Origin of the sequence: Massilia violaceinigra (assembly GCF_002752675.1) — a bacterium.
Classification (GTDB): domain Bacteria; phylum Pseudomonadota; class Gammaproteobacteria; order Burkholderiales; family Burkholderiaceae_D; genus Telluria_A; species Telluria_A violaceinigra.
The window spans coordinates 2,169,839-2,195,985 of record NZ_CP024608.1 but is presented as its reverse complement, the minus strand read 5'-3'; the positions used below and the strand labels follow the sequence as shown (position 1 = coordinate 2,195,985).

The 26,147-nt window shown below is 62.8% G+C and carries 22 protein-coding genes; 6 read left to right on the top strand and 16 right to left on the bottom strand.

Annotated elements, in window-relative coordinates:
- The first annotated feature begins 10 nt into the window (after nucleotides 1-10).
- The 3 genes from CR152_RS09855 (at nucleotide 11) to CR152_RS09845 (ending at nucleotide 3,925) form a co-directional block, all read left to right on the top strand.
- Complete coding sequence (locus CR152_RS09855) at nucleotides 11-1,327, top strand: MFS transporter (protein ID WP_099874760.1); 1,317 nt, start codon at nucleotides 11-13, stop codon at nucleotides 1,325-1,327.
- A 2-nt stretch (nucleotides 1,328-1,329) separates the two neighbouring features.
- A complete protein-coding gene (locus CR152_RS09850) occupies nucleotides 1,330-2,436 on the top strand; it encodes an ABC transporter ATP-binding protein (protein WP_099874759.1) in 1,107 nt (368 codons plus the stop codon).
- Nucleotides 2,437-2,608: 172 nt separating this feature from the next.
- Nucleotides 2,609-3,925, top strand: a complete 1,317-nt coding sequence (locus tag CR152_RS09845; protein ID WP_099874758.1) for a tetratricopeptide repeat protein — start codon at nucleotides 2,609-2,611, stop codon at nucleotides 3,923-3,925.
- A 193-nt stretch (nucleotides 3,926-4,118) separates the two neighbouring features.
- On the opposite strand, the gene CR152_RS34055 is transcribed toward CR152_RS09845, so the two are convergent.
- Complete coding sequence (locus CR152_RS34055) at nucleotides 4,119-5,630, bottom strand: eCIS core domain-containing protein (RefSeq protein ID WP_229413333.1); 1,512 nt, start codon at nucleotides 5,628-5,630, stop codon at nucleotides 4,119-4,121.
- A gap of 354 nt (nucleotides 5,631-5,984) precedes the next feature.
- Nucleotides 5,985-8,759 carry a TonB-dependent receptor gene (locus tag CR152_RS09835; RefSeq protein WP_157778414.1) on the bottom strand — a complete coding sequence of 925 codons (2,775 nt, stop codon included), beginning with the start codon at nucleotides 8,757-8,759 and terminating at the stop codon, nucleotides 5,985-5,987.
- A gap of 389 nt (nucleotides 8,760-9,148) precedes the next feature.
- On the opposite strand from CR152_RS09835, the gene CR152_RS09830 reads away from it, so the two are divergent.
- Complete coding sequence (locus CR152_RS09830) at nucleotides 9,149-9,889, top strand: GntR family transcriptional regulator (protein WP_099874756.1); 741 nt, start codon at nucleotides 9,149-9,151, stop codon at nucleotides 9,887-9,889.
- Nucleotides 9,890-9,948: 59 nt separating this feature from the next.
- Here the strand turns inward: CR152_RS09830 and CR152_RS09825 are convergent, their stop codons facing one another.
- The 10 genes from CR152_RS09825 to rpsP all read right to left on the bottom strand — a co-directional run bounded on the left by CR152_RS09825 (nucleotide 9,949) and on the right by rpsP (nucleotide 18,803).
- Entirely contained in the window at nucleotides 9,949-10,728 is a 780-nt protein-coding gene (locus CR152_RS09825) for an SDR family oxidoreductase (RefSeq protein ID WP_099874755.1), read from the bottom strand.
- Between the two features lie 99 nt (nucleotides 10,729-10,827).
- Complete coding sequence (locus CR152_RS09820; RefSeq protein ID WP_099874754.1) at nucleotides 10,828-13,533, bottom strand: M16 family metallopeptidase; 2,706 nt, start codon at nucleotides 13,531-13,533, stop codon at nucleotides 10,828-10,830.
- 92 nt (nucleotides 13,534-13,625) lie between these two features.
- On the bottom strand, nucleotides 13,626-14,075 hold the full coding sequence (locus CR152_RS09815; protein WP_099874753.1) for a CBS domain-containing protein: 450 nt from the start codon (nucleotides 14,073-14,075) through the stop codon (nucleotides 13,626-13,628).
- 125 nt (nucleotides 14,076-14,200) lie between these two features.
- Nucleotides 14,201-14,545 (bottom strand): DUF3579 domain-containing protein, encoded by a 345-nt coding sequence (locus CR152_RS09810; protein WP_099874752.1) that lies wholly within the window; start codon nucleotides 14,543-14,545, stop codon nucleotides 14,201-14,203.
- Nucleotides 14,546-14,863: 318 nt separating this feature from the next.
- The gene (locus tag CR152_RS09805; RefSeq protein ID WP_099874751.1) at nucleotides 14,864-15,841 is read right to left on the bottom strand and encodes a CobD/CbiB family protein; all 978 of its coding nucleotides are present in this window, start codon (nucleotides 15,839-15,841) and stop codon (nucleotides 14,864-14,866) included.
- A 140-nt stretch (nucleotides 15,842-15,981) separates the two neighbouring features.
- Nucleotides 15,982-16,647 carry a CoA pyrophosphatase gene (locus CR152_RS09800; protein WP_099874750.1) on the bottom strand — a complete coding sequence of 222 codons (666 nt, stop codon included), beginning with the start codon at nucleotides 16,645-16,647 and terminating at the stop codon, nucleotides 15,982-15,984.
- A gap of 68 nt (nucleotides 16,648-16,715) precedes the next feature.
- Complete coding sequence (rplS, locus tag CR152_RS09795) at nucleotides 16,716-17,102, bottom strand: 50S ribosomal protein L19 (protein ID WP_054266855.1); 387 nt, start codon at nucleotides 17,100-17,102, stop codon at nucleotides 16,716-16,718.
- Nucleotides 17,103-17,208: 106 nt separating this feature from the next.
- A complete protein-coding gene (trmD, locus tag CR152_RS09790) occupies nucleotides 17,209-17,955 on the bottom strand; it encodes a tRNA (guanosine(37)-N1)-methyltransferase TrmD (protein WP_099874749.1) in 747 nt (248 codons plus the stop codon).
- Nucleotides 17,956-17,978: 23 nt separating this feature from the next.
- The gene (gene rimM, locus CR152_RS09785) at nucleotides 17,979-18,509 is read right to left on the bottom strand and encodes a ribosome maturation factor RimM (protein ID WP_208640258.1); all 531 of its coding nucleotides are present in this window, start codon (nucleotides 18,507-18,509) and stop codon (nucleotides 17,979-17,981) included.
- A 36-nt stretch (nucleotides 18,510-18,545) separates the two neighbouring features.
- Nucleotides 18,546-18,803 carry a 30S ribosomal protein S16 gene (rpsP, locus tag CR152_RS09780; RefSeq protein ID WP_099874747.1) on the bottom strand — a complete coding sequence of 86 codons (258 nt, stop codon included), beginning with the start codon at nucleotides 18,801-18,803 and terminating at the stop codon, nucleotides 18,546-18,548.
- A gap of 245 nt (nucleotides 18,804-19,048) precedes the next feature.
- On the opposite strand from rpsP, the gene CR152_RS09775 reads away from it, so the two are divergent.
- On the top strand, nucleotides 19,049-19,465 hold the full coding sequence (locus tag CR152_RS09775) for an NINE protein (protein WP_099882151.1): 417 nt from the start codon (nucleotides 19,049-19,051) through the stop codon (nucleotides 19,463-19,465).
- On the opposite strand, the gene CR152_RS09770 is transcribed toward CR152_RS09775, so the two are convergent.
- Nucleotides 19,456-21,471, bottom strand: coding sequence for a hypothetical protein (locus CR152_RS09770; protein WP_157778413.1), 2,016 nt, complete (start codon nucleotides 21,469-21,471; stop codon nucleotides 19,456-19,458). The two genes, CR152_RS09775 and CR152_RS09770, sit on opposite strands and share 10 nt — an antisense overlap.
- 171 nt (nucleotides 21,472-21,642) lie before the next feature.
- Between CR152_RS09770 and CR152_RS09765 the strand changes: the two genes are divergently transcribed.
- Nucleotides 21,643-22,230, top strand: a complete 588-nt coding sequence (locus CR152_RS09765) for a glycine zipper 2TM domain-containing protein (RefSeq protein WP_099874745.1) — start codon at nucleotides 21,643-21,645, stop codon at nucleotides 22,228-22,230.
- A 155-nt stretch (nucleotides 22,231-22,385) separates the two neighbouring features.
- Here the strand turns inward: CR152_RS09765 and CR152_RS09760 are convergent, their stop codons facing one another.
- The 3 genes from CR152_RS09760 to CR152_RS09750 all read right to left on the bottom strand — a co-directional run bounded on the left by CR152_RS09760 (nucleotide 22,386) and on the right by CR152_RS09750 (nucleotide 26,039).
- Nucleotides 22,386-24,176: an acyl-CoA dehydrogenase gene (locus CR152_RS09760; protein ID WP_099874744.1), complete on the bottom strand. Its 1,791-nt coding sequence runs from the start codon at nucleotides 24,174-24,176 to the stop codon at nucleotides 22,386-22,388.
- A 140-nt stretch (nucleotides 24,177-24,316) separates the two neighbouring features.
- A complete protein-coding gene (locus CR152_RS09755) occupies nucleotides 24,317-25,249 on the bottom strand; it encodes an electron transfer flavoprotein subunit alpha/FixB family protein (RefSeq protein ID WP_099874743.1) in 933 nt (310 codons plus the stop codon).
- 40 nt (nucleotides 25,250-25,289) lie between these two features.
- Nucleotides 25,290-26,039, bottom strand: a complete 750-nt coding sequence (locus CR152_RS09750; RefSeq protein ID WP_099874742.1) for an electron transfer flavoprotein subunit beta/FixA family protein — start codon at nucleotides 26,037-26,039, stop codon at nucleotides 25,290-25,292.
- Nucleotides 26,040-26,147: the final 108 nt, after the last annotated feature.

Here is a 26,147-nt window from a genome sequence, read left to right as displayed (position 1 = left end):
AAGGATGTCGATGGATCTCACGAAAACAACTAAAAAAGACCGCAGCCCGCTGACCTGGGTGCCCAGCCTGTACTTCGCGCAGGGCCTGCCCTTTTTCGCGGTCGCACTGGTGGCCGGCCAGATGTTCAAGAGCATGGGCGTGGCCAACGACGACATCGCCCACTGGACCGCGGCCATCATGTCGGCATGGATCTTCAAGCCGCTGTGGAGTCCCTTCCTCGAACTGGCGAGCAGCAAGAAGATCATCGTGGTCAGCTTCCAGCTGATCGGGGGCGCCTGCCTCGGCCTGGTGGCGGTGGCGCTGCACATGCCGTTCTGGTTTGCGGCCTGCGTCGTCATGCTCACGCTGGTCGCCATCTCCTCGGCCACCCACGACGTGGCCTGCGACGGCTTGTACATCTCCAGCCTGACGCAGAAGGAACAGGCGGCCTACGCCGGCTGGACCGGCACCTTCTTCAATGCCGGCCGCTTCATTTCGGCCGGCGGCCTGCTGCTGCTGGCCGGGTACTTCGAGAAAACCATGGGCGTGGCCTCGGCCTGGACCATCGTGTTCTGCATCCTGGCGGCGATGATGATCATGCTCGGCCTGTACAACGGCTGGGCGCTGCCGCTGGCGAAGAACCCGGCCAGCGCCGACATCACGGCGCAGGCGATCGCACGCACGCTCAAGGAAGTGATCATCGACTTTTTCAAAAAGCCGGGGATCTGGGTATCGGTCCTGTTCATCATCCTGTTCCGCGCGGGCGAAGCGCAGGTGCAGACCATCGGCCCGCTGTTCCTGCGCGAGGCGCGCGAGCTGGGCGGGCTGGGACTGAGCACCACCGAAGTGGGCGCCGTGTACGGCACCGCCGGCACCGTCGCCTTCGTCATCGGCAGTATCGCGGGCGGCTATTTCACCTCGTGGCTGGGCCTCAAGCGCGCCATCCTGGCGCTGATCCTGGCGGTGAACCTGCCCAACCTGGTGTTCTACTTCCTGGCGACCGCCCGGCCGACCGACCTGACCCTGATCGGCGCGGCGCTCAGCGTGGAGATGTTCGGCTACGGCTTCGGCTTCGTCGGCCTGATTCTGTACATGATGCAGGTGGTCGCGCCGGGCAAATACCAGACCGCGCACTACGCGTTCGCGACCGGGATCATGCAGCTGGGCTTCTCGCTGTTCAAATGGGTCAGCGGCGACATCCAGATCGCGCTCGGATACCAGAACTTCTTCCTGTGGGTGCTGGCGGCCGCGGTGCCGGTGGCGATCCTGTCGCAAATCATTCCGATGAGCGCCAGCGAACGCCAGCAGGCCGAACTGGCGGCCGCCAAGCCGTCGACGGCGCTCTAAGCATGGCCGCCGTCACCCTCAAGGGCGTCGTCAAGCGCTACGACGACAAGCAGACCATCATCCACGGCATCGACCTCGAGATCGCCGACGGCGAATTCGTGGTCTTCGTGGGGCCCTCCGGCTGCGGCAAATCGACCTTGCTGCGCATGATCGCCGGGCTGGAGGAAATCAGCGGCGGCGAGCTGCATATCGGCGGCCTGCTGGCCAACGATATCGCCCCGGCCAAGCGCGGGCTGGCCATGGTATTCCAGTCGTATGCGCTGTATCCGCACATGACGGTGTTCGAGAACATGGCGTTCGCGCTCAAGCTGGCCGGCCACAAGGGCGAGGAACTGAAAGCGCAGGTCGGGCGCGCCGCCGAGATTTTGCAGATCACCCATCTGCTGCAGCGCCGGCCCAAGGAGCTGTCGGGCGGCCAGCGCCAGCGCGTGGCGATCGGGCGCGCCATCGTGCGCAAGCCCGAGGTGTTCCTGTTCGACGAACCGCTCTCGAACCTCGACGCCAGCCTGCGCGTGCAGATGCGGGTGGAACTGAGCCGCCTGCACAAGGAACTCAAGACCACCATGATCTATGTGACCCACGATCAGGTCGAGGCGATGACCTTGGGCGAGCGCATCGTCGTCATCAACGGCGGGCGCATCGAGCAGGTGGGCACGCCGTACGAGCTGTATAACAATCCGGGCAACCTGTTCGTGGCGGGCTTTTTGGGCGCCCCCAAAATGAACTTCATCGCCGCCGGGGTGGCGCATATCGGCGCCATCGGCGTGCGCGTGCGCCTGGCCGACGGCACGCTGGTCGACGCCGACGCCGACGGCGGCGACGCCATGATCGACGACAAGGTCACGCTCGGCATCCGCGCCGAACACATGACGGTGCTGCCGGCCGGTTCGCAGCAAGTCAATATGATTGCCGCCGTGGTCGGCCACGTCGAATACCTGGGCGACCAGACCATCGTCTACGCCAGCATGGCCGGCGACCCGGCCCTGATCGCGCTGCGCCAGCCGCAGGGCGGCGCCATGCTGCGCGCGGGCGAGCGTATCGCGGTGCATTTGCCGCCCGCGCACTGCCATCTGTTCGACGCGCGCGGACGCGCGTTTTTACGCGCCTGAACCGGTCCGCACGGAAATCAGCGTGCAAAAATGAAGTTTATGTAACAATATGCGCTTCGTCCGAAATTCGCACCAACCGGACGACGCCCATGTAGGCTACGTGTCCACGGTTCGGCGGGCTGATGCGTTATAGCGTCAGGCTGTCTTTATGTCTTTGATTGAAGGATTTTCCATGTCCCAGTTTCGTCTTGCTCGTATCAGTCTGATCTTGGCCGCCATCGGCCTGAACGCCGCACCCGCCCTGATGACCAGCGCCACCGCGCAATCCGCTCCAGCCACGCCTGCGACCAGTGCCGCTCCAACCAAACCTGAAACCGTCCGTCCGGAGCTGTACAAGCTGCTGGACCCGGCCGCCGTTAAGGTCTTGATCGACGGAAAGAAATTCGCTGAAGTCCAGGAAAGACTGACTGCCGCGGAAGCCTACGCCAACCGCACCCCGTATGAAAACTACGTCATCGAGCGCATGAAATTCTCGCTCGGTTCTGCCAGCGGCAACGAAGCGATGACAATGAGCTCGCTCGAAGCGGTCATCAACTCGCCAAGCACGCCGGCGGTCGACAAGCCGGAATTCATCCTGGCGATGGGCAATCTGCAAAACAACGCCAAGAACTATACGAAGGCGATCGAATGGATGAAGCGCTACATCGCCGAGGGCGGTTCGCCGTCGCGCGTGCGTGCCTCGATGTCGCGTGCCTACTACCTGAATAACGATCTGGCCACGGCCAAGACCGAAGCGCAGACCCACCTGGCCGAACTGGAAAAGGCTGGCACCCCACCGGCAGAGGGCGATCTGCGCCTGCTGGTCGCTATCGCCGGCAAGCAAAAAGACTGGCCGGCCTACACGGTCGCGCTGGAAAAGCTGATTGCGGCCTACCCGAGCCAGGACCTGTGGGCGGACCTGCTGCACCGCATGTACGGCAAGACCAGCTTCAACTCGCGCCTGCTGCTCGACGCGTATCGTCTGGAATCGACCGTGCTGAAACAGCTGGAAGCCGAGACCTATGTCAACATGGCTGAAGAGGCAGTGCGCTCCGGCTTCCCGGTCGAAGCAAAGAAGGCGGTTGATGCCGGCTTCGCCGCCAACGTCCTGGGCACTGGCGCGGATGCTGCCAAGCACAAGTCGCTGCGCGACCGCGTCAGCAAGGCCGCGGCCGACGACGCGAAGAACATCGCCACTGGCGAAGCCAGCGCTGCCAAGATGAAAGACGGCACGGGCCTCGTGAATCTGGGTTACGCCTACGTGACCATGGACGAATTCGACAAGGGCATCGAGCGCATCGAAAAAGGTATCGCCAAGGGCGGCCTGAAGCGTCCGGAAGAAGCCAAGCTCAAGCTGGGCATGGCGTACGTCAAGGCCGGCCGCAAGGACGATGCGATCAAGACGTTCGAGACCATCAAGGGTAACGATGGCATCGGCGACTTGGCGCGTTACTGGACCATGTGGCTCAAGCGCCCGGCCGATACGGCAGCGCCAGTGGCAGCGAAGTAATTCACGGCATTGCCGTCTGATCGGGCGGGTTCCGGCGCAAGCCGGGCCCGCCCGTTTTCATTGAGGCATGTTCAACGCGACACTGTCCTCACCGCAAGCGAAGGAATCCTTCGCCGTCGTTCTTGAGAAGCGAAACCGGGACTTGAGCAAGTCCTGCTGATGCGGGGCGGGCTGCGCCCGTCCGCGCACACACTTAGAATGGCATTTTGGCCTTCATGGCTGGATCGTCGATATCAGGAAAACCGAATTCCCAACCAGCTTTCTTGGTGCCGGGTACCCAGGTTTTCAACGCCCGCAGATTGGCTTTGACCTGGCTTCCGACATAGGCAAGTCCTTTCGGGTCGCCGCTGCTGTTATGACTACTCGCCCTCATTTCGCCCTTGAAACCCATGGCCCTGAGCAGTTCGGCCGCATATTCAGCATGACCGATATCAGGTGGTTGGTAGTGGCCAGACTCATTGTCGATCGAAGCGACCAGGTTGTCTTCATTGACAGTGAAAGCGCCTGCGGCAAAGACCTTTTGTTTGCCTGACAGTTGGGAATGAGTACGGTATTGGTCGAAGTGCTCCTTGCTCATCTCCTTCATGGGCAGATAGCGGAATTCATTTTGCACGGTAACGACATAAATATAGCGACCCGGTGCCAGAGGATGGCCGCCGGCATCGTTGATCTGTCCGTCGGCACCAGGTGCGCCGGGTTGCCATTGTCGATAGCTGTCGGGCTCGCGCCGGCGTCCCGCAACCTCGTCCGTGAGGGCTGCATCCCAATGCACATCAAGCGGCTGAATATTGTTTCCGGTACGTCGCGCGGCCAGTTCATTGCTCTGACTTGACGATAGCTTCGGTGTCGTTAGCGGGGCCTCGCTCGCGGTACTCGCCATCGCGCGGTGTAAACCACCGCCAACGGCCGCGCCAAGCAGACCCAGGCCGCCCGCCGCCACCGCCAAGCCTGCACCCGCACCCACGCCCAGTGCCGAGGCTGTGAGCGCGCCGGCGCCCAAGCCCAGGCCGGCTACCGCCGCTCCCATGCCGCCGAGCACGCCCCAAAGGGTAACCATTTGCAGCGGCGCCGAGTGCGGGGCGCTACCGCGCATCGGCGCGAGCCGCCCGAGTTGACCGTCCATGCGGACCTGCTGCCCCATCAAAGCATCCGGTTGGCGCTGCACCGTTGGCAGTCGGGCGGAGGCGGCCATGGCTCCCATGACATCCGCTTCCCGTTCCAGGCTAACGTCGTCATTGACCGACTCTCCCATCAGTTGAAAACTGGGCCTGACCCGCCCCTGTTTTTGTTGCACCACATGCCAGGCCTCGTGCGGTAAATGCCGTTCCTGGCCAGCAGCGAGATGGATGTCGTTGCCCTGCGCGTAGGCCAAGGCATGCAACTGTGCGGGGCGATTCGAGTTGTAGTGCACGCGCACATCATCCATCGGCTGGCCTGACAGGCGTTCTATTCCGGACTGCAATTGCTCGGGCAAGCCGCCGTCACTCTTGCGTTGCACGGCTGGCCCGCGCATGCGCGCCAGTTGCGCATGCTGTTCCCGCATGCGGGGGCTGTCGGCGATGCTTGCTTGAAGGCGGCGTTGCGCCACCGCAATGGCACGATTGTCCACGATGTTGACCCGACCGCCGCCTCCACGGTCATTGGTGGCGGCGGTCGACGTACTAGCCTGGTGACGCTGCACTGTGTGCCTTATCAAGCTCTTCATCAACAATTCCTTTGTCAAGACGGTGGAAGAAGCATCGTGGCTCGAAATGATTGTTTATTTTATACTCTTCCCGGCTTCATACGATATGTGCCCAAATATTTCGGCGCAGCAGACGCTCGATCCCTTTGATGCGGGGCATTGCATTGGCGCCGGGCGAGAACGACCGGCTGCGGCAGTCAGGATAGCGACACAGGGTTGGGCCCAGTTCAACGGGAAAGTTAAATCAAGGAGATCCATCTTCGCTACGCTCCAGACCATCATCACGGCCACATCACGGGCCCGTCATACAAAAAAAAACGGGACGTTTGAGCGTCCCGTTTTTTTTGGCGGGACCGAAGTCCCTCCATCGTCGTCTTAGTATTTGCCGTGCAGCGCCAGATAGATCTGGCGGCCGTTCTTGTACAGCGAACCTGGCACATCCATCGCACCGGCGGTGTGGATCACCGAACGCACCATCGGATTGTTCAGGTCCTTGCCATCGAGGGTGACGCTGAAGTTCTCGTTGATCTGGTACGCCAGCGATGCCGACAGCGAACCGACCGACGCCTGGTACGAGGCCGAATTGCGGCTGGTGCCATTCAGGAAGCCCGAGCGCCAGCTGTAGGTCAGGCGCGCTGAGACCTTGTTCTGCTCATAGAAAGCACCGACGTTGTAGGCGTTCTTCGAGGTACCGATCAGGGTGCAGTCGGCATAGGTCAGCGCGCCGCACATCGAACCCGGCGCCTTGCCGGTTTCCTTACCCAGCGTATAGGTGTAGTTGGCATTCACGCCGAAACCCGCCGGCAGCGCCTGCTGATACGAGAACTCCATGCCCTTCACTTCCGCCGTGGTGTTGAGCGGGGTGTCGATCTGGTACACGGTGTTCTTCTTCTGCAACTGGTTGTAGAAGGTCGCGGTGCCCGAACCGTAGGTCACGTAACCGTCCAGTGCCGAGTAGAACGCGCCGGCCGCCAGCAGCGACTTCTCGGCGAAATACCATTCCACGCCCAGGTCGAAATTGTTCGAGCGGATCGGACGCAGGTTCGGATTGCCGGCGCTGCCGGTGCCCTGCACGTCGCGCAGGTCGGTGCCGGCCATCTGGCCCAGCTCCGGACGCGCCATGGTGCGGCTGGTCGAAAAACGCGCCACCAGGTTTTTCGACAGGTCCATGCGGAAGTTCGCGCTTGGCAGGAAGTCGAGGTAGGTGTTGGTGTACAGGCGCGGCTCGAACGTGCCGGACGGCGCGATCTCGTTGCGCTCGACTTCTTCCTTGGTGTGCACCACGCGCACGCCGATATTGCCCGAGAAGCCGTCGGCGCCGAAGTTCGCCATCACGTAGCCCGAACGGGTCGGCTCCTTGATCTTGAATTCGTTTTGCTTCAAGTGGCCTTCGTACTTGGCATGGGTGCTCAGCCAGCTGTTGACCGCTTCGCGCGAGAACGTCCACCAGCCGGCGCCGTTGGCGTCCAGGTCGTTGAACTCGGTCGGGAACGAGGTCAGGCCGCCTGTCGGCAGGTTGCTGACCAGGGACAGGCTTGGCAAGGCGTTGATGCCGATGGCGGTCAGGTCGCGCTTGTGCTCCGCAGCGCGCACGCCGAACTGGACCGACTGCACGCTGGCCAGGTCCAGTTTGTAGGTGCCGTCGATCTGGCCGTAGACTTCCTTGTCGATCGCGGTCACGTGCGAACCGTAGGTATAAGGCACGTTGCCGGTACCGTCAGGACCGCCGCCGATCGAGAACTTGTCTGCGCCCGGGATCACGTAGGTGACCGCCTTGTCGAGCCCGTTCATGGTGTAGCTGCCGCCGGTGTACGGCATCCAGACGCCCAGCGCGCCGCTTTGGGTATTGCCCAGGCCTTTGGTCGAGCCGACCTTGCCGGCCAGGGTCAGCTTGTCGTTGACGCGCCATTTTCCGTCCAGGTTGACGAACTTGGATTGGCTCTCGGCGATCGGGCGGCTGAATTCTTCCTGCACCGCGCTCGACATCGTGCCGCAGACCGCGCCGCAGTTGGCCGGCACGGTACCGGTCAGCTGGGTCAGCACGCCGTTACTGACGGTGCCGCTGGTGTGACCAGCAGGGAAATCCTTGGCCGTCCAGTTCGGCGCCAGGAAGCGGCCCAGCGACTGCATGAAGTTGTGGTTGATGTTCGGGGCGTCGAGGTGCGAACGGAATGCGGTCAGGTCGAGCGTGATGTCGCTGGTCGGCTTGAACTGCACGTCGATCAGGCCACCCTTGCGCGTGCGTTCCTGTTCGAACCAGGCGGTACCGCCCAGGTAGTTGGCCTTGGCGCCCTTGACCGGATCGGTCTTGATGGCGGTCGACGCACCGGGCACGCCCTTGTCCACGGACGAGCCGGCATCGACCGGATCGTACCAGATGCCGTTTTCCTGGCCGACGCGGCTCAGGGTGCGTTTTTCATGGAAGCCCTGGACCATCACGGCCAGGTTGCCGGCCTCGTTCTTCCAGTTAACCAGGCCGTTGAACTGGCCATCGTTCTTGCCCGAGTTCTGCGAATTCACGGCGCCCAGACTCATCTGCGCGCTCAGGCCCTTCTTGAAGTCCAGCGGCTTGCGCGTTTCGATGTCGACCACGCCGACGGCGCCGCCTTCGAGCAGGTTGGCCTGCGAACCTTTATGCACCGTCACGCGGCCGATCAGTTCGGACGGGAACAGGGAGAAGCTGACGCTGCGGCCGCCACCGATGATGTTATCGGCAAACCAGTCGCCGCTCGATACGGTGTGGCTGTTCAGGGTAGTGAGGGTCAGGCCGAACGGGGTGCCGCGCAGGGCCACGCGGTCGTTCTCGCCGAAGCTGCCTTCCGAGCCGCCGGCGGCGGCCACGCTCACGCCCGGCAGGCGTTGCAGGGAGTCGGCGACATTCTTGTCGGGCATCTTGCCCACGTCTTCAGCAGTAATGACTTCGACCATCGTGTCCGAATTGCGCTTCTGGTTCAGCGACTGCTGCATCGCCGCACGGATACCGGTGACGATCACCACTTCACCCTTGACCTCCGGGTCCACGCTTGGTGCCGTGGCGGGCGCCTGGGCCTGGGCCTGGGCCGACATCGCGATGCTCAACACCAGAATAGCTGCGGCCGACGCTACCGGCGTCAGGCTGGTCGATACAGGACGCTCTGCGTTCTTATTCACTACTGACTGATTGCGCTTCATTACTTCCCCCTTGATGTTGGCTCCGTGAGTAAGCCAGTTCATTTTTAACAACGACTTTTTATGTGCTACGGGTACAACCACGTCTAAAACCAATCTAACGCCAATATACTCCTCTTTAATACCAGAACACTACCAGTTAAGTGAATTTTTTCATATGTTGTTTCGATAACACACGGGTGGACTGGGATTTTGGCCAAGTGGTCTGGTCATTCGGGGCGAATTTGACGTTGTTGCAAGAGGGAGGGCTATTCCTGCGGTCTTTTTTTGGTATTATCGTTATATGCAAATGCGACAACTGCATGATGTGGCGAATTTGCGCCAGGCGACGGGAAAAGTGGTCCCACCCTCACGATAGAAAGCAGATTGGTATGACTTCCCTTGTCCACATCATGCAGACGCTGGCCCAGACCAGCTCGCAGCCGCTGTACCAGCAATTGCAGCGCGCCCTGCGCGAAGCGATCGACCAGCGCATCTTCGGCCCGGACGAAGCCCTGCCGGCGGAACGGCAACTGGCGCTCGACCTGTCGATCTCGCGCATCACCGTGCGCAAGGCGATCGACGGGCTGGTGAGCGAAGGCTTGCTGGTCAAGCGGCCCGGTTCGGGCAACTTCATCAACACGCGGATCGAGAAAAACTTCGCCAAGCTGACCTCATTTTCGGAGGACATGCGGGCACGCGGGCGCACGCCGCGCAGCGTGTGGCTCAAACGGTCGGAGGGGACGGTGACGCCGGAGGAAGCCCTGCGCCTGCGCTTGTCGCCCGGTGCGCCGGTGTACCGCTTCAACCGGATCCGCTATGCGGACGAGTTGCCGATGTGTCTGGAATACGCGACCATCGTGGCATCCTGCCTGCCATCGCTCGATGTGGTGGGGGTGTCGATGTACGAGGCCCTGGAAGCGGCCGGCAACCGGCCAACGCGCGCGCTGCAGCGATTATCGGCGCTGCTGCTCAATGCGGAGCAGGCCAAGCTGCTGCAGTCGAAGGAAGGCGATGCGGGCTTGTGCGTGGAACGGCTGGCGTTCCTGAGGGATGGACGCGCGGTGGAGTTTTGCCGCTCGTACTTCAGGGGGGATATGTATGATTTCGTGGCGGAGTTGAGTACGGCGTAGTCGTCGTTTCCGCGCATATCACCGTCGCTTCCGCCGATGGCGGAAACGACGGTGGCTTATTAAATCGCCGTCAACCCGCCATCCACGGCCAGCTGATGCCCGGTCACGAACGAGCTCTGGTCCGAACACAGCCACATCGCGGCACTGGCAATCTCCGACGGCTCGGCGAACCGGCCCATCGGATGCACATTGCGCAGCTTTTTCTCGCGCAGCGGTTCGCGTTCCAGCGCGCGGCCCATCATCGGCGTATTGACCACGCCCGGACACACACTATTAATACGAATCCCCTCGCGCGCATACTCGGCCGCCGCGGTCTTGGTCATGCCCACCACCGCGTGCTTGCTGGCGGCGTAAATCGGCTGCGTCGGCGCGCCGACCAGGCCGGCCACCGACGCCGTGTTGACGATCGACCCGCTGCCCTGCTTGAGCATCTGGCGAATCTCGTACTTCATGCACAGCCACGTGCCTTTGACGTTGACGTTCATGATGCGGTCGAACAGCGCTTCGTCGGCGTCGGCCAGCGGCAGATGCTCTTCGTCGATGCCCGCGTTATTGAACGCGCAATCGAGCCGCCCGTAATACGCCACCGTCTTGTCGATCAGCGCTTCGACTTCCGCCGCGCGCGTGACGTTACACTGCACGAACAACGCCTTGCCGCCGTTTTCGACGATCATCGCCGCCGTCGCATGGCCGCCATCGACCGAGGTATCGGCCACCACCACGCAAGCACCCGCGCGTCCGAACGCCACCGCGGCCGCGCGGCCGATGCCGCCCGCCGCACCGGTCACGAGGACAACCTTACCCTCGAACGAGGACTCCTTTTGCTTCTCCCTGGCCATGTTCCAACATCTCCGTATGTTCTACAGAGGAAGCAAATACTTCCTCGAAGCAACAGAATACCGTAAACGTTGCTATCCCGCCAGCAAGTATTGCTGCTTTTACCGCTTGAGCTTGGCTTTCTCTTGATCTCCCGCTATGACGACACTGAGCTTGGCCGGGTCGATCGCCTTGCGGAACGCCGCATTGAGTTGTTCTAACGACACAGCCGCCAGTTTTTGCTCGAAGCGCTCGCTCCATTCAAACGTTTTCCCCTGATACAGCAATGAAGTCCAGCCGCCGGCGAGAATGCTGTCATCGGCGCGGTTTTGCGCGCGCTGCTGCAGCAGGCCCGATTTGGCCGCTGCCAGTTCGCCCGGAGTAAAGCCCTTGATGACGGCGCGCACCAGTTCCTCGCGCATGGCGGCATCGAGCCTAGCCAGGTTTTGCGGCGCGGCGATGGCGCTCATGGTCAGGCTGCCGGCGCGGTCAAGGTCCCCTGCCCCCAGCTGCGAGCCGCCGCCGTAGGACAAGCCATCCTTCTGGCGGATGCGGTTCATCAGGCGCGATTCGAGGCCGCCGTCGCCGAAGATGTAATTGGCCAGCATCAGCGCCGGATAGTCCGGATCGTCGACTCGCAGATCGAGGTTCAGGCGCGCCATGACCACGCCATTTTCCTTGTCGGCCAGGTTGACGGTCTTGTTCATCGGCGCAATGGCCGCGTGCGTGCGCAGCACTGGCGCATAGCTGGCGCGGCTCTGCCACTTGCCGAACAACTCGTCGACGAGCGGAGCCACGGGGGCGGCGTCGAAGTCGCCGACAATAGCCAGTTCGCCCTGCGAAGCGCCATAGAAGTCGCGGTAGTAAGCCTTCACATCTTCCAGGCGCACCGCCTTGACGTCGGCGATCTGCTCGTCGAGCGTGCGGCTGGCGCGGATGTCGCCCTTCGGATAATGGTCGAAGTGTTCGCTCAGCACGCGCGCGGCCACCGATTGCGGCTCGCTGCGGGACGACTCCAGGCTGACCAGAAATTGCTGGCGCAGCTGCTCGAATTCGGCTTCGGGAAAGGTTGGTTCCTTGAGCACGTGCGCGACCAGGCGCAGCGCCTCGGCCAGGTTGGAACGGGTGGTCTCGAACTCCATCAGGCCACCGCTGATCTTGAGTTTGTCGAAGGCGTCAGAGAGCTGCTCGCGCGCATATTTCGTGGTGCCGCGCGTGAGCATGGCGCCCGTCATCGCCGGCAGCACGCCCTTGCCGAACAGGTTTTTCTCGTCGCCCCAACGCAGGTTCAGGTCCACGAAAACGGCTTCGCCGCGATTCTTCTTGGGCAGCAGCGCAAGCTTGATGCCGCCCACAGTGGCCAGCGTGGTACGCTTCATGATGTTGGCCTGGCTCGGATCGAAGTCTTCCGACTTCTGGCTGGCGGCCTTGGGCTTGAAGTCCTTCATGACGCTGGCTAGGGTCGGCGCGGGAGGGATCTCGGCGCGGCGCGGGGCGTCGTCCGGCAGGAAGTGACCGGTGACGCGGTTGTCGCGGCGCAGATAGCGTCCCGCCGCCTCGGCCACGGCGGCCGCGGTGATGGTGGCGATGCGTTCGCGCCCGACAAAAAACAGGCGCCAGTCGCCCAGCGCGATCACTTCGGACAAGGCCACGCCGACCTGCTGCGGATCGTTCAGGCTTTTCTCGATGCTGTTGGTGTAGTTGCGGCGCACGCGCTCGATTTCGGCGTCGGTCGGCGGCGTCTTGGCGAAGTCCTCGACGGCCGCCGTCAGCGCTTCGCGCACCGGTTCGATCGGGTCGCCCTTGCGCACCACGGCGCCGAAGTACAGCATGCCGGGCGCGTAGCCGGTTTCGGCGTAGGCGAAGACGTCGCTGGCCTTGCCGCTTTCGACCAGCAGCTTGTGCAGGCGCCCGGTGGTGGCCGCGCCCAGCACTTCGGAGGCGAAGCTGAGGGTGTCGCTGTCGTCGTGCAGCGCGGGCGGCACCTTGTAGCCGACCGCGATCATCTGCACGTCGCCCTGGCGCCGCACGGTGAAACTGCGCTCGCCATCCTGGGTCGGCTCCACCGTCCAGAACTGCGGCAAGGCGCGCTTGGGTTTGGGGATGGCGCCGAAGCTTTGCGCGATCCAGCCGAGCGTGCGGGCCGGATCGAATTTGCCGGCCACCAGCAGCACCGCGTTATCGGGCTGGTACCAGGTGCGGTAGAACGCTTGCAGGTTCTCGATCCTGACGTTTTCGATATCGCTGCGGTTGCCGATGGTGGAACGGCCATAGCTGTGCCAGTCGTAGCCGAGGCTCTGCATGCGCTTCATCAGCACTTCGCCGGGCGAATTCTCGCCGCTTTCGTACTCGTTGCGCACGACCGTCATTTCGGAGTCGAGATCCTTCTTGGCGATGTAGGAATGGACCATGCGGTCCGCTTCCATCTGCAGCGCCCATTTCAGGTTGTCGTCGCCGGCCTGGAACACTTCGTAGTAGTTGGTGCGGTCGAGCCCCGTGGTGCCGTTGAACTGCATGCCGCGCTGCGAGAACTGCTGGGCGATGTTGCGGTTGTTGGGCGCGCCCTTGAACATCAGGTGTTCGAGCAGGTGGGCCATGCCGGTCTCGCCGTAGTTTTCATGGCGCGAGCCGACCAGGTAAGTGACGTTGACGGTGACGGTGGGCTTGGACGAGTCCGGGAACAGCAGCACCTTCAAGCCGTTCGGCAGGCGGTATTCGGTGATGCCTTCGACGGAAGGTCCCTGCACGACGCCTTTCGGCATCGGCAGGGCGAGCGCGGCGCCCGTGACAAGGTAGGCGGCAGCGCAGATCCAGCGAATTTGGTTCATGAGGTCTTCTGGTAGGGTGGACACGGTTTGCCGTGCCCACGCGGACCCCGGCGCGAGCCATCATACCAGAGGGCAGCCGTCGCGCTGGCTGGCTACTGGCGCGCGCGTTTCTCGTGCGATTGCTGGTGCGAGCTGATGCGTGAAAGTTCGCCCATTTCCTCGGCCAGGAATTCGAGCAGGTCGTCGACGCTGACAATGCCGGCCAGGCCGCCCGCGTTATTGACCACGGGCACACGCCGGATACCGCGGAAACGCATGCGGTCGATCGTTTCGTAGACGTCGTCGTCTTCCGCCGCGGTCAACAGGTCGGCGCTCATGATGTCGCCGACCAGCAGGCTGGCCGGGTCGAGCCCGAGCGCGATGACGGAGACCACGATATCGCGGTCGGTGATGATGCCGACCGGAATGCGTTCGTTTTCCGGTTGTTCGATGACGACCAGGTCGCCGACGTGATGCTTACGCATCAGCAAGGCGGCGGCCTGAACGGTTTCGTCGCCCTTGCAGTAGATGGATGGGACAGTACAGATTTCGCCTATGCGCATTGTTTCCTCCCGAGCGGCCCAGCGCTTATGATGTGCGCGCGCGCAGGGTTGCGCGCGACAGGCTTAAACTTACGCGGGCTTTCTGATGTCGGTTTGATCCTGCTCAAAGCAGTGGTGACGCGTATTTATATTTTAGGGTCGCCGGGCAGAGGCAGGAAGCAGGCGTTGAGGACCTGCAAGTCGTTGTCCTTGGCGAAATTAAGGACGAAGTGGTAGGCCAGCGGTTCGAGTTTCTGCAGGTCGTTGTTGACCACCACGGCCTTGACGCCGTCGAGCATGGTCGGGCGCACGTAAGGCGAAAACTGCAGGTGCGCGTTGCGCCCGCCCGAGCCTTCGGGGCGGAAGCAGGACATGACGCCGCACAGCCGCTCAGCCCAGTCGCTGGGACGGAACTGCCTGCCATCGCTGGTGATGCCAAGAATGAAAAACTCGTCGGCGAGTTTTTTCTTGCTTTCGGATAACTCGGCCATAGGGCGGGTCGTAGGAACAAGAAGATGCGTGGAGACGATGGCGCAAGCGCCGGGCCGGTGAATCAGGTGTTGCTGTGGAACGTGAGTATTATATCTTATAGAAGAGTTGAGCTTGCAGAATGATGCGATGTGGTTAGCGGCGGAGACCTCCGCCACGACCGTTGTTGCGCGACCGCCAGCGTCGTTCCGGCCACTAAATTCGTCGTTCCCGCGCAGGCGGGAACCCAAGTTTGTTGAGCCGCCAGGGACTGCGCTACGAACTTGGGTTCCCGCCTGCGCGGGAACGACAGTGGAGATGCGGACCCACAACGCCAAGGCTTACGCCGCCACCTGCCCAATATTAGCCAAACCAACCGCCCCCGACAACAGCAACAGCAGCAGCATCCATAAAAGCAACGCCCGCCACACCAATCCGACCGTGCTTTGCAGCGCCCGGGCGTTCGGTTCTTCCCCCGGCATCACTTCCACTTCGCTGTAGGTGCTGTCCACGGTGGCCGCGTCCGGTGGCAACACCTTCGATGCGTTTTCGTTCGGCGTGCCCAAACGCACCCCCATCGCCCCGCCGCCGGCCGACAGAATAATCCCGCGCGCCTCGTCGTTCCAGCGATGGGCGAAGTTGCGCCATGCATAAATGGCATCTTCAAAATTGCCCACCACCGCGAACGCCACCGCCGTCAGGCGCACCGGCAGCCAATCGATCCAGTAAAACGCGCGCGCGGCGAACTGGCCGAAGGCTTCGTTACGCATATGATCCGGCTCGTTCCACGCCCGCGCCAGGTATTCCGACACGCGGTACATCACCGCGCCGGCCGGCCCCACGATCAAAAACCAGAAAAACACCCCGAATACATTGCGGTGCGTGGTCACCAGCGACTTTTCCACGGCGATGCGGGCCACTTCCGACGCTTCCATGCCGACCGTGTCGATGCGCGTCCACTCCGACAGCAAGGCGCGCGCGCCGGCTTCGTCGCCCGCGCTCAGCGCCGCCTGGATCGAACTGAAATAGTGGCTGTAATGGCGGAAGCCGAGGGTCAGGTAGACAATCAGCACATTCCACGCAAACGCGATGAACACCAGCTGGTAGTGGTACAGCAGCCAGGAAATCAGGGCCGTCGGGCCCACCAGCAGCAGCATGACCAGCACCCAGCCCATGCGCCCGTTGCTGGCGTCGCCTGCGTTGAACCACCCCTCCATGCGCATCGCAAAACTCTTGATCTCCGCATAAATCAGATTGTCTGCCCGCAGCGGCTTGAGCTGTTCGATCAGCAACGCACAGAGAATGGAGAGAAATGTCATCGAACGTCCTTTGTACTTTTTGAAATGAAGCAGCAGAGCAATTCATCAATGCCCGCTACGATAGCGCAGAGCACCGATTCAATCAAACTTATTGGCGACGCGGTCGGCCGGACAGCCCGGCCCGGCCGCGCACGCCCTGTTCAGGCACGCAGGAAGTGAAACAGATTGCGCAGCATGCCGGCGGTGGCGCCCCAGATAAAGAAGCGATCATACGGCATGGCGTAGAAGCTGCGCTGCCCCGCTCCCTCGGGCAGTTCCAGCGAGAGGCGCTGGTGGTTCATGCCGTCCATCAGGAACTGCAGCGGCACTTCAAAGATTTCGGCCACTTCATTGGCGTCGGCGGCCAGCTCGAACGGCGGCGCGATCAGGCCCACCACCGGCGTGACCCGAAAGCCGGTGCCGGTAATGTAATCAGGCAGCGTGCCGATCACGTCCACGTGGCGGCGCTGCAGGCCGATTTCTTCCTCGCTCTCGCGCAGCGCCGTGTCGATGGCCGAAGCGTCGTAGCTTTCGGCGCGCCCGCCCGGAAAACTGATCTGCCCCGCGTGCGCCGACAGATGCGCGGTGCGCACCGTCAGCAGCATGGTCAGGCCACCCTCGCGCTGCACCAGCGGCAGCAGCACCGAGGCCGGCGTCATCACCGTGCGTTCGGCCCAGGATTCGCCCGGCGGCTCCGGCTGCCAGTCGGCGGGACTGGCAAAACGCTGGCGCAGCCAATCGGGCGTGAGGCGCTCGGCATCGAGCGCCGCTTCGCCACCGAGGGCTTCGACAGGCAATTTTTCTGGATCGAAAATAATCTTGGGCAAAGGTATTGTCCTTCAAAACAAAAAAAGGCATCCGGGTAGGGATGCCTTTTTTGCAACGCAGATGCCGATTACTTGGCAGCGGCTGGAGTTGCAGCGCGACGGTTTGGCAGTTTTTCTTTGATACGCGCCGATTTACCCGAACGCTCACGCAGGTAGTACAGCTTGGCGCGGCGAACATCACCACGACGCTTGACTTCGATCGATGCGATCAGCGGGGAATACAGCTGGAACGTACGCTCGACGCCTTCGCCGGACGAGATCTTACGAACGATGAAGTTCGAGTTCAGGCCACGGTTACGACGGGAGATCACGACGCCTTCGTATGCCTGGGCGCGCTTGCGGGTGCCTTCGACGACGTTGACGTTGACGATAACGGTATCGCCAGGTGCGAAATCAGGAATAGTCTTGCCCAGACGGGCAATTTCTTCTTGCTCAAGTTGCTGAATCAAATTCATTTTTAGGACTCCGATAACCATCTTGCTGGCGCTGCATTCGCCCAGTAGAGGATGGGGTTACTGATACGGGCGACATTGCCTGCACAGTGGTACTGCAATAGCAGATTTACAAACCTGCAAGAAACTTTTCATCGGCCTTGCTCAGCAGTCCGGCGCTGCGCGCCTTGACCAGCAGATCGGGCCGTTTCCTGGCGGTGGCTTCGAGCATGCGCTCGCGCCGCCACTTGACAATCTCGGCATGGTTGCCGCCCATCAGGACCGGCGGCACCACCACGCCTTCATACGTATCGGGACGGGTGTAATGGGGCGAATCGAGCAAGCCGTTGACGAAACTGTCTTCGACCGCCGAAGCGTCGTCGTTCAGTACGCCCGGCAATTGCCGTACCACCGCATCCATCAGCGCCATCGCCGGCAGTTCGCCGCCCGACAGCACGAAGTCACCGAGGCTGATTTCCTCGTCGACGCAGCGGTCGAGCAGGCGCTGGTCGACCGCTTCGTAGCGTCCGCACAGCACGATCAAGCCCGCTTCATCCTTCAGATCCATCACCCGTTCGTGGGTCAGCGCCCTGCCCTGCGGCGACATGAAGACCACGCGCGGAATCGGCAAGTCGAGCATGACCTGGCGCTGCTTGGCGGCGCCGATGGCAGCTTCGAGCGGCTTGGCCAGCATCACCATGCCCGGTCCGCCGCCATACGGGCGGTCGTCGACGGTACGGTGGTTGTCGGTGGTGAAATCGCGTGGATTCCAGGTCGACAAGCCCCAGCGTTTCTGCTCGAAGGCGCGGCGGGTGACACCCGACTGCGTCAGTGCGGCAAACATCTCGGGAAACAAGGTCACGACATCAAATTGCATCGCGTTCTCGCCTTGCTTGAGCCTTAATAATCCAGACCCCAGTCCACCGTGATGGTCTTGCTTGTCTGGTCAACTGTTTTGACGAACTGGTCCACAAACGGAATCAGGCGCTCGGGCGCCTTGTCATCGTTCGCAGCATCCGGCACCGGCGTGATGCGCAAAATCGATTGCGCGCCGTTGTGCATCATGTCGGACACCAGCCCCAAGGCTTCGCCTTGCAGGTTCACTACATTCAGTCCGATCAGATCGGACCAATAAAATTCATCGGCCGGCAGTTGCGGGAATTGGCTGCGCGGGATGGAAACAGCGGCGCCCTTGAGCGCCTCCGCGGCATCCCGCCCGAGCGTACCTGCCAACTGGGCCACGACGTCGCCGCCGTGCATTTTCGCAGTCCGTACGGAGACGGATTGCAGGCTGGGTTTATCCAGCCACCAGGTTTTCACGCTCAGCAACCCATCCGCGTCGGTGGAAAACGGGGTGACCCGTATCGAACCGGTGACGCCGAAGGCGCCGGACACGTACCCGACTTGCGTCAGATCGTCAGGGATTTGCACCCCGGATGCTGCTGAACCGCTCAAACCCGGACCTGCTTAGGCTGCTGCTGGAGCTGCAGGCTGGCTGTTCACCAGACGTGCAACGGTTGGCGACAATTGTGCGCCAACGCCTTGCCAGTAAGCCAGACGGTCTGCGGTGATACGCAGGCCGACTTCGCCACCAGCTGCCATCGGGTTGTAAAAACCGATGCGCTCGATGAAGCGGCCGTCGCGGCGATTGCGCGAGTCCGTTGCAACGATGTTGAAGAACGGGCGCTTCTTGGCGCCTCCACGAGCTAAACGAATAACGACCATAATAATTCCAAAAAGTTGTGCTGGGCGGAAAAAGCCGACAATTATAGCGCGCAATGCCGCGCAGCAGCAAGCGTTAATGACAACAGGGCGCGCACTTCGGGGCGAAGCAAAGATTATCGCCGATTTTGACCCGGACCGCCAACTGCATCGTCGATGTCTGTCGCAGGAAACGCCGTGCTTTCCGGTCAAAATTGACCGATACTGCCTGCTTTCCCGCTTCCCTGGCCCGCTTCAGGCTCACATTCATGTCCACATCGCACAAAAACAAGACCTTCGCCAGCTTCCTCGCCCTGATCCTCGGGGCCGTCGGCGCGCACCGCTTTTACCTGCGCGGCAGCCTCGACAAGCTGGGCTTGATGCACCTGGCCAGCCTGCCCGTTGCCGGGCTGGTGTATGGTCTGGCGCCCGAGGCCAACTGGTTTTTCAAGATCTTGCCGCTGGTGCTGTCGGGCATTATCGGCTTCGTCGAAGCGCTGATGATCGGCCTGACCCCCGATGAAAAATTCGACGCCGCCTTCAATGCCAAATCAGGCCGCAAGTCGGCGTCGAACTGGGTGCTGGCAGTGTTGTTGGTTTGCACAATGCTGACGGCGGCGACGATGACCATTGCCACCCTCGCCCGCCTGAACGACCTGCTTTACACCGGCGGCGCTTACGGCTGACGCGGATCCGGGGTCATCTTGCCGTGCCGCTCGCGCTGCTTGATGTCGCCACGCAGGCGCGCGGCACGGTCGTCAGCCGATTCCTTGCGCAATGCGGACTGCTTGGAGAAGCCGCCCGGCGGGTTGAGCACCAGGTTGGCATCCCAGCTCTCGCCGGCCCTCATCATCAGCGGCGCCGGCAGGCGGTCCACCGCGCTGACGTCGATCCACGGCGCGATGCGCTGCAGCACCAGTTTGATGCGCGGCTTGATGGCCGGCTCGGCAATGCGGCCGCGCTGGCCCCAGCCGACGATCAGGTCGCTGCCGGTGGTCTGGTTGATATAACCCACGTCGTAGCGCACGTCGTGGCGGTAGCTCATCATGAATTCCTCGAACAGCATCGCCAGGTCTTCGCGCGAGCTGTCATCCTCGAAAATCGAGTAGGCATAATCATCCGATGCGCGGTCGGAGCCGAAGAAGCGCCCGATGTCGGCCGCCGTGTAACCCTTCTGCACGGAGGTGGCGTTTTTGCCCTGGTACAGCACCTGCCCCATGCCCAGCATTTCGCTCGACTGCAACGGGAACTGCCCGGCCAGCGCATCCGACGGCAGCGTGCGGCTGCTGACGCGGTCGACGATATTTTCCCAGATCGAGCGCTGCGGATTCATGGCCCGCTCGACCGACGGCAGGAAGTCGTTGGCGTGCGCCAGCTCGTGGTACATCAGGCGGCCCAGGTCGAACAGCAGTTCGTCGGTGGTGCGCGTCACGCGCGCCGTGGACGGGTAGCTGCGGCGCGCGTACGCGTTGTTTTTCACCGAGCGGCCCAGCGGAATGAAGTTCAGGTTGTCATCGAACGCGGCGCGGTAGTCGGGCACCTCGGTGACGACATCGCGCTGTTCGGCGGTCAGCCACAGGTTGTTGGCATCGAGATAAATCGCACCGGTGCCGGCACTGTAGAAACTCGGGCGCACGTGCGAACCGATGACGATGGTCGACACGCTCGCCAGCAGGCGGCGGAAATCGCTGTTGGCATCCTGGGTCAGCAGGAACTGCTCGAAATTGGCGCCCAGGAAGTCGTGCGAGACCAGTACCCGGCCCATCACCTGGGCCACGCTCGGCACCGCGCCGATGCCCGCTTCGGTCTGCAGCGGCGGCAGCACCTCGGCGCTGCACAGCGTGTTCGAGGAACCGGAGTAGCGCACCCCCACATCGTAGGCGCAGCGCGCCAGCACGGCCGCATAGGCGCCGGCCTGGCGGTACGGATGCACGCGCGCGGTGATGTCGAACAGCGCGCCCTGGCCGGGAGCGGCCTGGCGGTCGAGGCTGATCAGCACGTCGTCGCTGTCCTTCACGCCGCTATTCAAGGTCATGGTGGCGCGGAAACGCAGCGCCACGTCGGCGGTGACGTCCGGCGCCTTGAACATCAGCAGTTGCGGGTCTTCGGTATTCATCGTCACGGTCGGGCCGCTGACCTGGGTCCAGACGATGCCGACGACCTTGTCGCCGCCGAACAGGTTAGGCCAGGCGCGTACCGAGGTTTCGGTGCCGGGACGCACGGAGTGGTCGGCGCGCAGGGTGAGGAAGCTGCCCACCGGCGCCTCGGTCACGGTGACGTCGGTGCTCAGGGACTGGCGCGAACCGTCAGCCAGGGTGACGTCGGCGCGCAGCACGATCACGCCTTTTTCGCGCGGCTCGAACGTGATGGTCGGCGTGCGCGCCGCCTGCAGGGTGACCGCGGGGCCGCTGACCTGGGTCCAGCTGACATCGGCCAGCGGTGCGCCGCACGAGAGCACGCTCGCGCCGCCGGCCTTGTCGGCAGCGACGGTTTTGTCGGCGGCGATGTACGCCTTGCAGCCATCCGGCCTGGTATCGGTTGGCGTCGGCGTGGGCGTCGGTGTGGGCGTGGACGGGGTATCGACCCTGCCCGGCACCCGGGTCGGATCGCCGCCCCCGCCGCCGCAGGCGGTAAACAGGGTGGCGATGGCCAGCGCGGCCGGAAGGCGCACTGCGTATTGTTGAATGTTCAAGATAAATCCTGTGAAAGAGGGCAAACGTGGGATGTAAAGACCGTGCATGGATTATAAACAGTTGAGGGCAGGCGAAGCGCACCTTGCCGCGAATAATTGCTGTCTCGCAAGTGCTCTACAATACGGTATGCGGCCTGTTGCCGGGCACGATTAATCGATCAGGAGAACACTATGATGAAACGCAATTTGACACTGGCGCTGGTACTGGCGCTGAGCAGCGCGATGGGCGCGGTTCACGCCTCGTCCGCGCAGCTGCGCGCCGCCGATGCGCAGTATGCGCAGGACCGCGAGATCTGCAACGACGAGCGTAACGATGGCCAGCGCATGAAATGCCTGCGCGCGGCCAAGTCCGAGAATAACCGCGCCCTGGCGGCGGCGCGTGGGGGCGACCGTCATGACAGTCGCAACGAGCCGCGCGCGGCGGCATGCCGCGACTGCGGCAAGGTGACGGCGGTACGCAGCGCGCGCCAGAACGGCAGTGCGAATGCCCTGGGCGTGATCGGTGGCGGCGCCGTGGGCGGCTTGCTGGGCAATCAGGTGGGCGGCGGTTCGGGCCGCGCGCTGGCCACGGTGGCCGGTGCGGTTGGTGGTGCGTATGCGGGCAAGAAGATCCAGGAACGCGCGAATGCGCATACCGTGTGGACGGTGGATGTCCAGTACGACAACGGCCAGCGCCGCTCGTTCAAATTTAACAATCAGCCGGGCATGCAGCGCGGGGATCGCGTGCGGAATTCGGGTAATTCGATTCGCAGGTCGTAAGAACTGACACCGAAGTCATAGCTCTCAAAACCGTCGTTCCCGCGCAGGCGGGAACCCAATTTTGTCGGGCCGCCTATGCTGCGGTACGAACTTGGGTTCCCGCCTGCGCGGGAACGACGAGGGTAGTGGCGGGAACGGCGGGGTGGTGGGCGCGGTTAGAACTGATCTTCCGTTAACGCCAGCACCCCGGCACTACCTTCCACAATCGCCGTGCGCAGTCCCGACGCCTGCGTCAGGATATGGTCCGCGAAGAAGCGCGCCGTGGCGATCTTGGCTTTGTAGAAGCCCGCATCGCCTTCACCGCCATCGATCTTCGCCTGCGCCACCAGCGCCGCGCGTGCCATCACCCAGCCGCCGAGCACGATACCGGCCAGTTTCAGGTACAGCACACTGCCCGAGAACACGCCCTTGATGTCGGTCTTCATGTTCGCGGCCACATACTCCACCACCGCTTCCAGCGCCACGCTGCCTTCGACCAGCGCGCGATGGATCGCCTTGAAGTCCGCACCGTCCATGGCCGCCAGCAGCGCCTCGGTCTCGCGCACCTGGCCGATGATCGACTTGGCCACGGCGCCGCCGTCGCGTACCGTCTTGCGGCCCACCAGGTCGTTGGCCTGGATCGCGGTCGTGCCTTCGTAGATGGTCAGGATCTTGGCGTCGCGGTAGTGCTGCGCCGCGCCGGTTTCCTCGATAAAGCCCATGCCGCCGTGAACCTGCACGCCGTCGCGCGTGACGTCCTGCGACATCTCGGTCGACCAGCCTTTGATGATCGGCACCAGGTACTCGTACACCGCCAGGTTGGACGCGCGCACGGCGGCGTCCTCGTGGTGATGAGCGACATCGCTGATGCCCGCGCCCACATACGCCAGCGCGCGCGCCGCCTCGACCTGCGAACGCATCGACATGAGCATGCGGCGCACATCGGGGTGATGGATGATCGATACCGGGCCGGCGGAACCGGCCAGGTCGCGCGACTGCACGCGGTCCTTGGCGAAAGCCACCGCCTGCTGGTAGGCGCGGTCGGCCAGGCCGATGCCCTGCAGGCCCACGCCGAAGCGCGCCGCGTTCATCATGATGAACATGTATTCGAGGCCGCGGTTCTCTTCGCCGACCAGCGTGCCGATCGCGCCGCCATGGTCGCCGAACTGCAGCACCGCGGTGGGGCTGGCCTTGATGCCCAGCTTGTGCTCGATCGAGACGCAGTGCGCGTCATTGCGCTCGCCCAGCGAGCCGTCGGCGTTGACCAGGAACTTGGGCACGATGAACAGCGAAATGCCCTTCACGCCCGCCGGCGCGTCCGGCGTGCGCGCCAGCACCAGGTGGACGATGTTCTCGGTCAGGTCGTGCTCACCGTAGGTGATGAAGATCTTGGTGCCGAATACCTTGTAGGTGCCGTCGCCCTGCGGCACGGCGCGCGTGCGCACGGCGGCCAGGTCCGATCCGGCCTGGGGCTCGGTCAGGTTCATGGTGCCGGTCCATTTGCCCGACACCAGCGGCTCGAGGTACGTGGCCTTCTGCTCTTCGGAGCCGGCCGTCAGCAGCGCTTCGATCGCGCCGTCCGACAGCAAGGCCACCAGCGCGAACGAGATGCTCGACGCGTTGAGCATTTCGATGCACGGCGTGGCAACCAGCTTGGGCAAGCCCTGGCCGCCGAAATCGGTCGGGTGCTGAACGCCCTGCCAGCCGGCTTCCGCGAAGCCCTTGAAGGCATCCTTGAAGCCCTTGGAGGTGGTCACCTGGCCGTCGTGCCAGAAGCTCGGCTCCTTGTCGCTGGAGTGGTTCAATGGCGCGACGACGTTGGCGCAGAATTTCGCGTTTTCTTCGAGGACTGCTTCGACCGTGTCGGCGGTGGCGTCTTCGCAACCGGGCAGCGTGTTGACGGTGGACAGTCCGGCCAGTTCGTTCATCACGAACAGCATGTCTTTCAGCGGGGCTTTGTAAGTCACCTTGATCTCCTAAAATTGCGCTTCCAATGGACGTGTAGGGTGGGCACAGGGTTCCCGTGCCCACCCTACAGGTGTTTACTGCAGTGTTACTTCGCGCGGTAGCCGACGCGGCTTAGCCGGGGCGGCTTAGCCGGGGCGGCTTAGCCGAGTTGCTTGACCAGCTCAGGCACCACCTCGAACAGATCGCCAACGATGCCGTAGTCGGCCACCGAGAAGATCGGCGCTTCCGGATCCTTGTTGATCGCGACGATGGTCTTCGAGTCCTTCATGCCGGCCAAATGCTGGATGGCGCCCGAAATGCCGACCGCGATGTACAGCGACGGTGCGACGATCTTGCCGGTCTGGCCAACCTGCCAGTCGTTCGGCACGTAGCCCGCGTCGACCGCGGCGCGCGAAGCGCCCATGGCGGCATTGAGCTTGTCGGCCAGCGGTTCCAGGATCTTGAAGTTGTCGCCCGAGCCCATGCCGCGGCCACCGGAAACGATGATTTTTGCAGCGGTCAGTTCAGGACGATCCGACTTGGCCAGCTCGCGGCCGACGAAAGTCGACTTGCCCGAATCGGCAACCGCGCCAATGGCTTCGGTGGCAGCCGAGCCGCCTTCGGCCGCGGCCGAATCGAAACCGGTGGTGCGCACGGTGATGACCTTGATCTTGTCGGACGACTGCACGGTGGCGATGGCGTTGCCGGCGTAGATAGGACGCTCGAAGGTATCCGGCGAATCGACCTTGGTGATCTCGGAGATCTGCGCCACGTCCAGCTTGGCGGCCACGCGCGGCAGGATGTTCTTGCCGTAGGCGGTTGCGGGAGCGAGGATGTGCGAGTACGAGGCAGCCAGGCCCAGGATCTGCTCGGCCACGTTTTCGGCCAGGCCGTCGGCGTGGTGAGGCGCGTCGGCCACGAGGACCTTGGTCACGCCGGCGGTGGCGGCTGCTTGCGCCGCGGCGGCGCCGCAGTTGCTGCCAGCAACGAGGATGTGCACGTCGCCGCCGCACTGAATCGCAGCGGTGACGGTGTGGTGGGTGCTTCCCTTGAGGGAGGCGTTGTCGTGTTCAGCAATAACTAATGCGACCATGATTTTTCCTGTATTTTTAGGTGAGACGGCCAGGCCGCGATCAGATAACTTTGGCTTCGGTGCGCAGCTTGGCGACCAGGGTCGCCGCATCCGGCACCTTGATGCCGGCCGAACGCTTGGCTGGCTCGACGACCTTCAAGGTCTTCAGGCGCGGCGCGACATCGACGCCCAGTTCTTCCGGCTTGACCACGTCCAGCGGCTTTTTCTTGGCCTTCATGATGTTCGGCAGGGTCACGTAGCGCGGCTCGTTCAGGCGCAGGTCGGTCGTGACGATGGCCGGCAGCGTGAGCGCCAGGGTTTCCAGGCCGCCGTCGACTTCACGGGTGACGGTGACTTTGCCGTCTTCCAGCACGACTTTCGAGGCAAACGTGGCTTGCGGCCAGCCCAGCAGGGCGGCGAGCATCTGGCCGGTCTGGTTCGAGTCGTCATCGATGGCTTGCTTGCCCAGGATGATCAGCTGCGGCTGCTCCTTGTCGGCCAGCGCCTTGAGCAGCTTGGCCACAGCCAGCGGTTCGAGATCGGCGCTCGTTTCAACCAGGATGCCGCGGTCGGCGCCAATGGCCATGCCGGTGCGCAGGGTTTCCTGGCACTGGGTCACGCCGCAGGACACAGCCACCACTTCGGTGACCTTGCCGGCTTCCTTCAGACGCATCGCTTCTTCCAGCGCGATCTCGTCGAAAGGATTCATCGACATTTTGACATTGGCGATATCGACGCCGCTGCCGTCGGATTTCACACGCACTTTGACGTTGTAGTCGACCACGCGTTTGACGGGAACCAGGACTTTCATAGGGGTGCCTTTGGAAGAATAAATAAGGTGACTTGACTAAAGTGGCCTAGATTATAAGAGATAAACCGTTTTCACGCTAAATTAAAGCACGATCGTGCGATTTTTAGC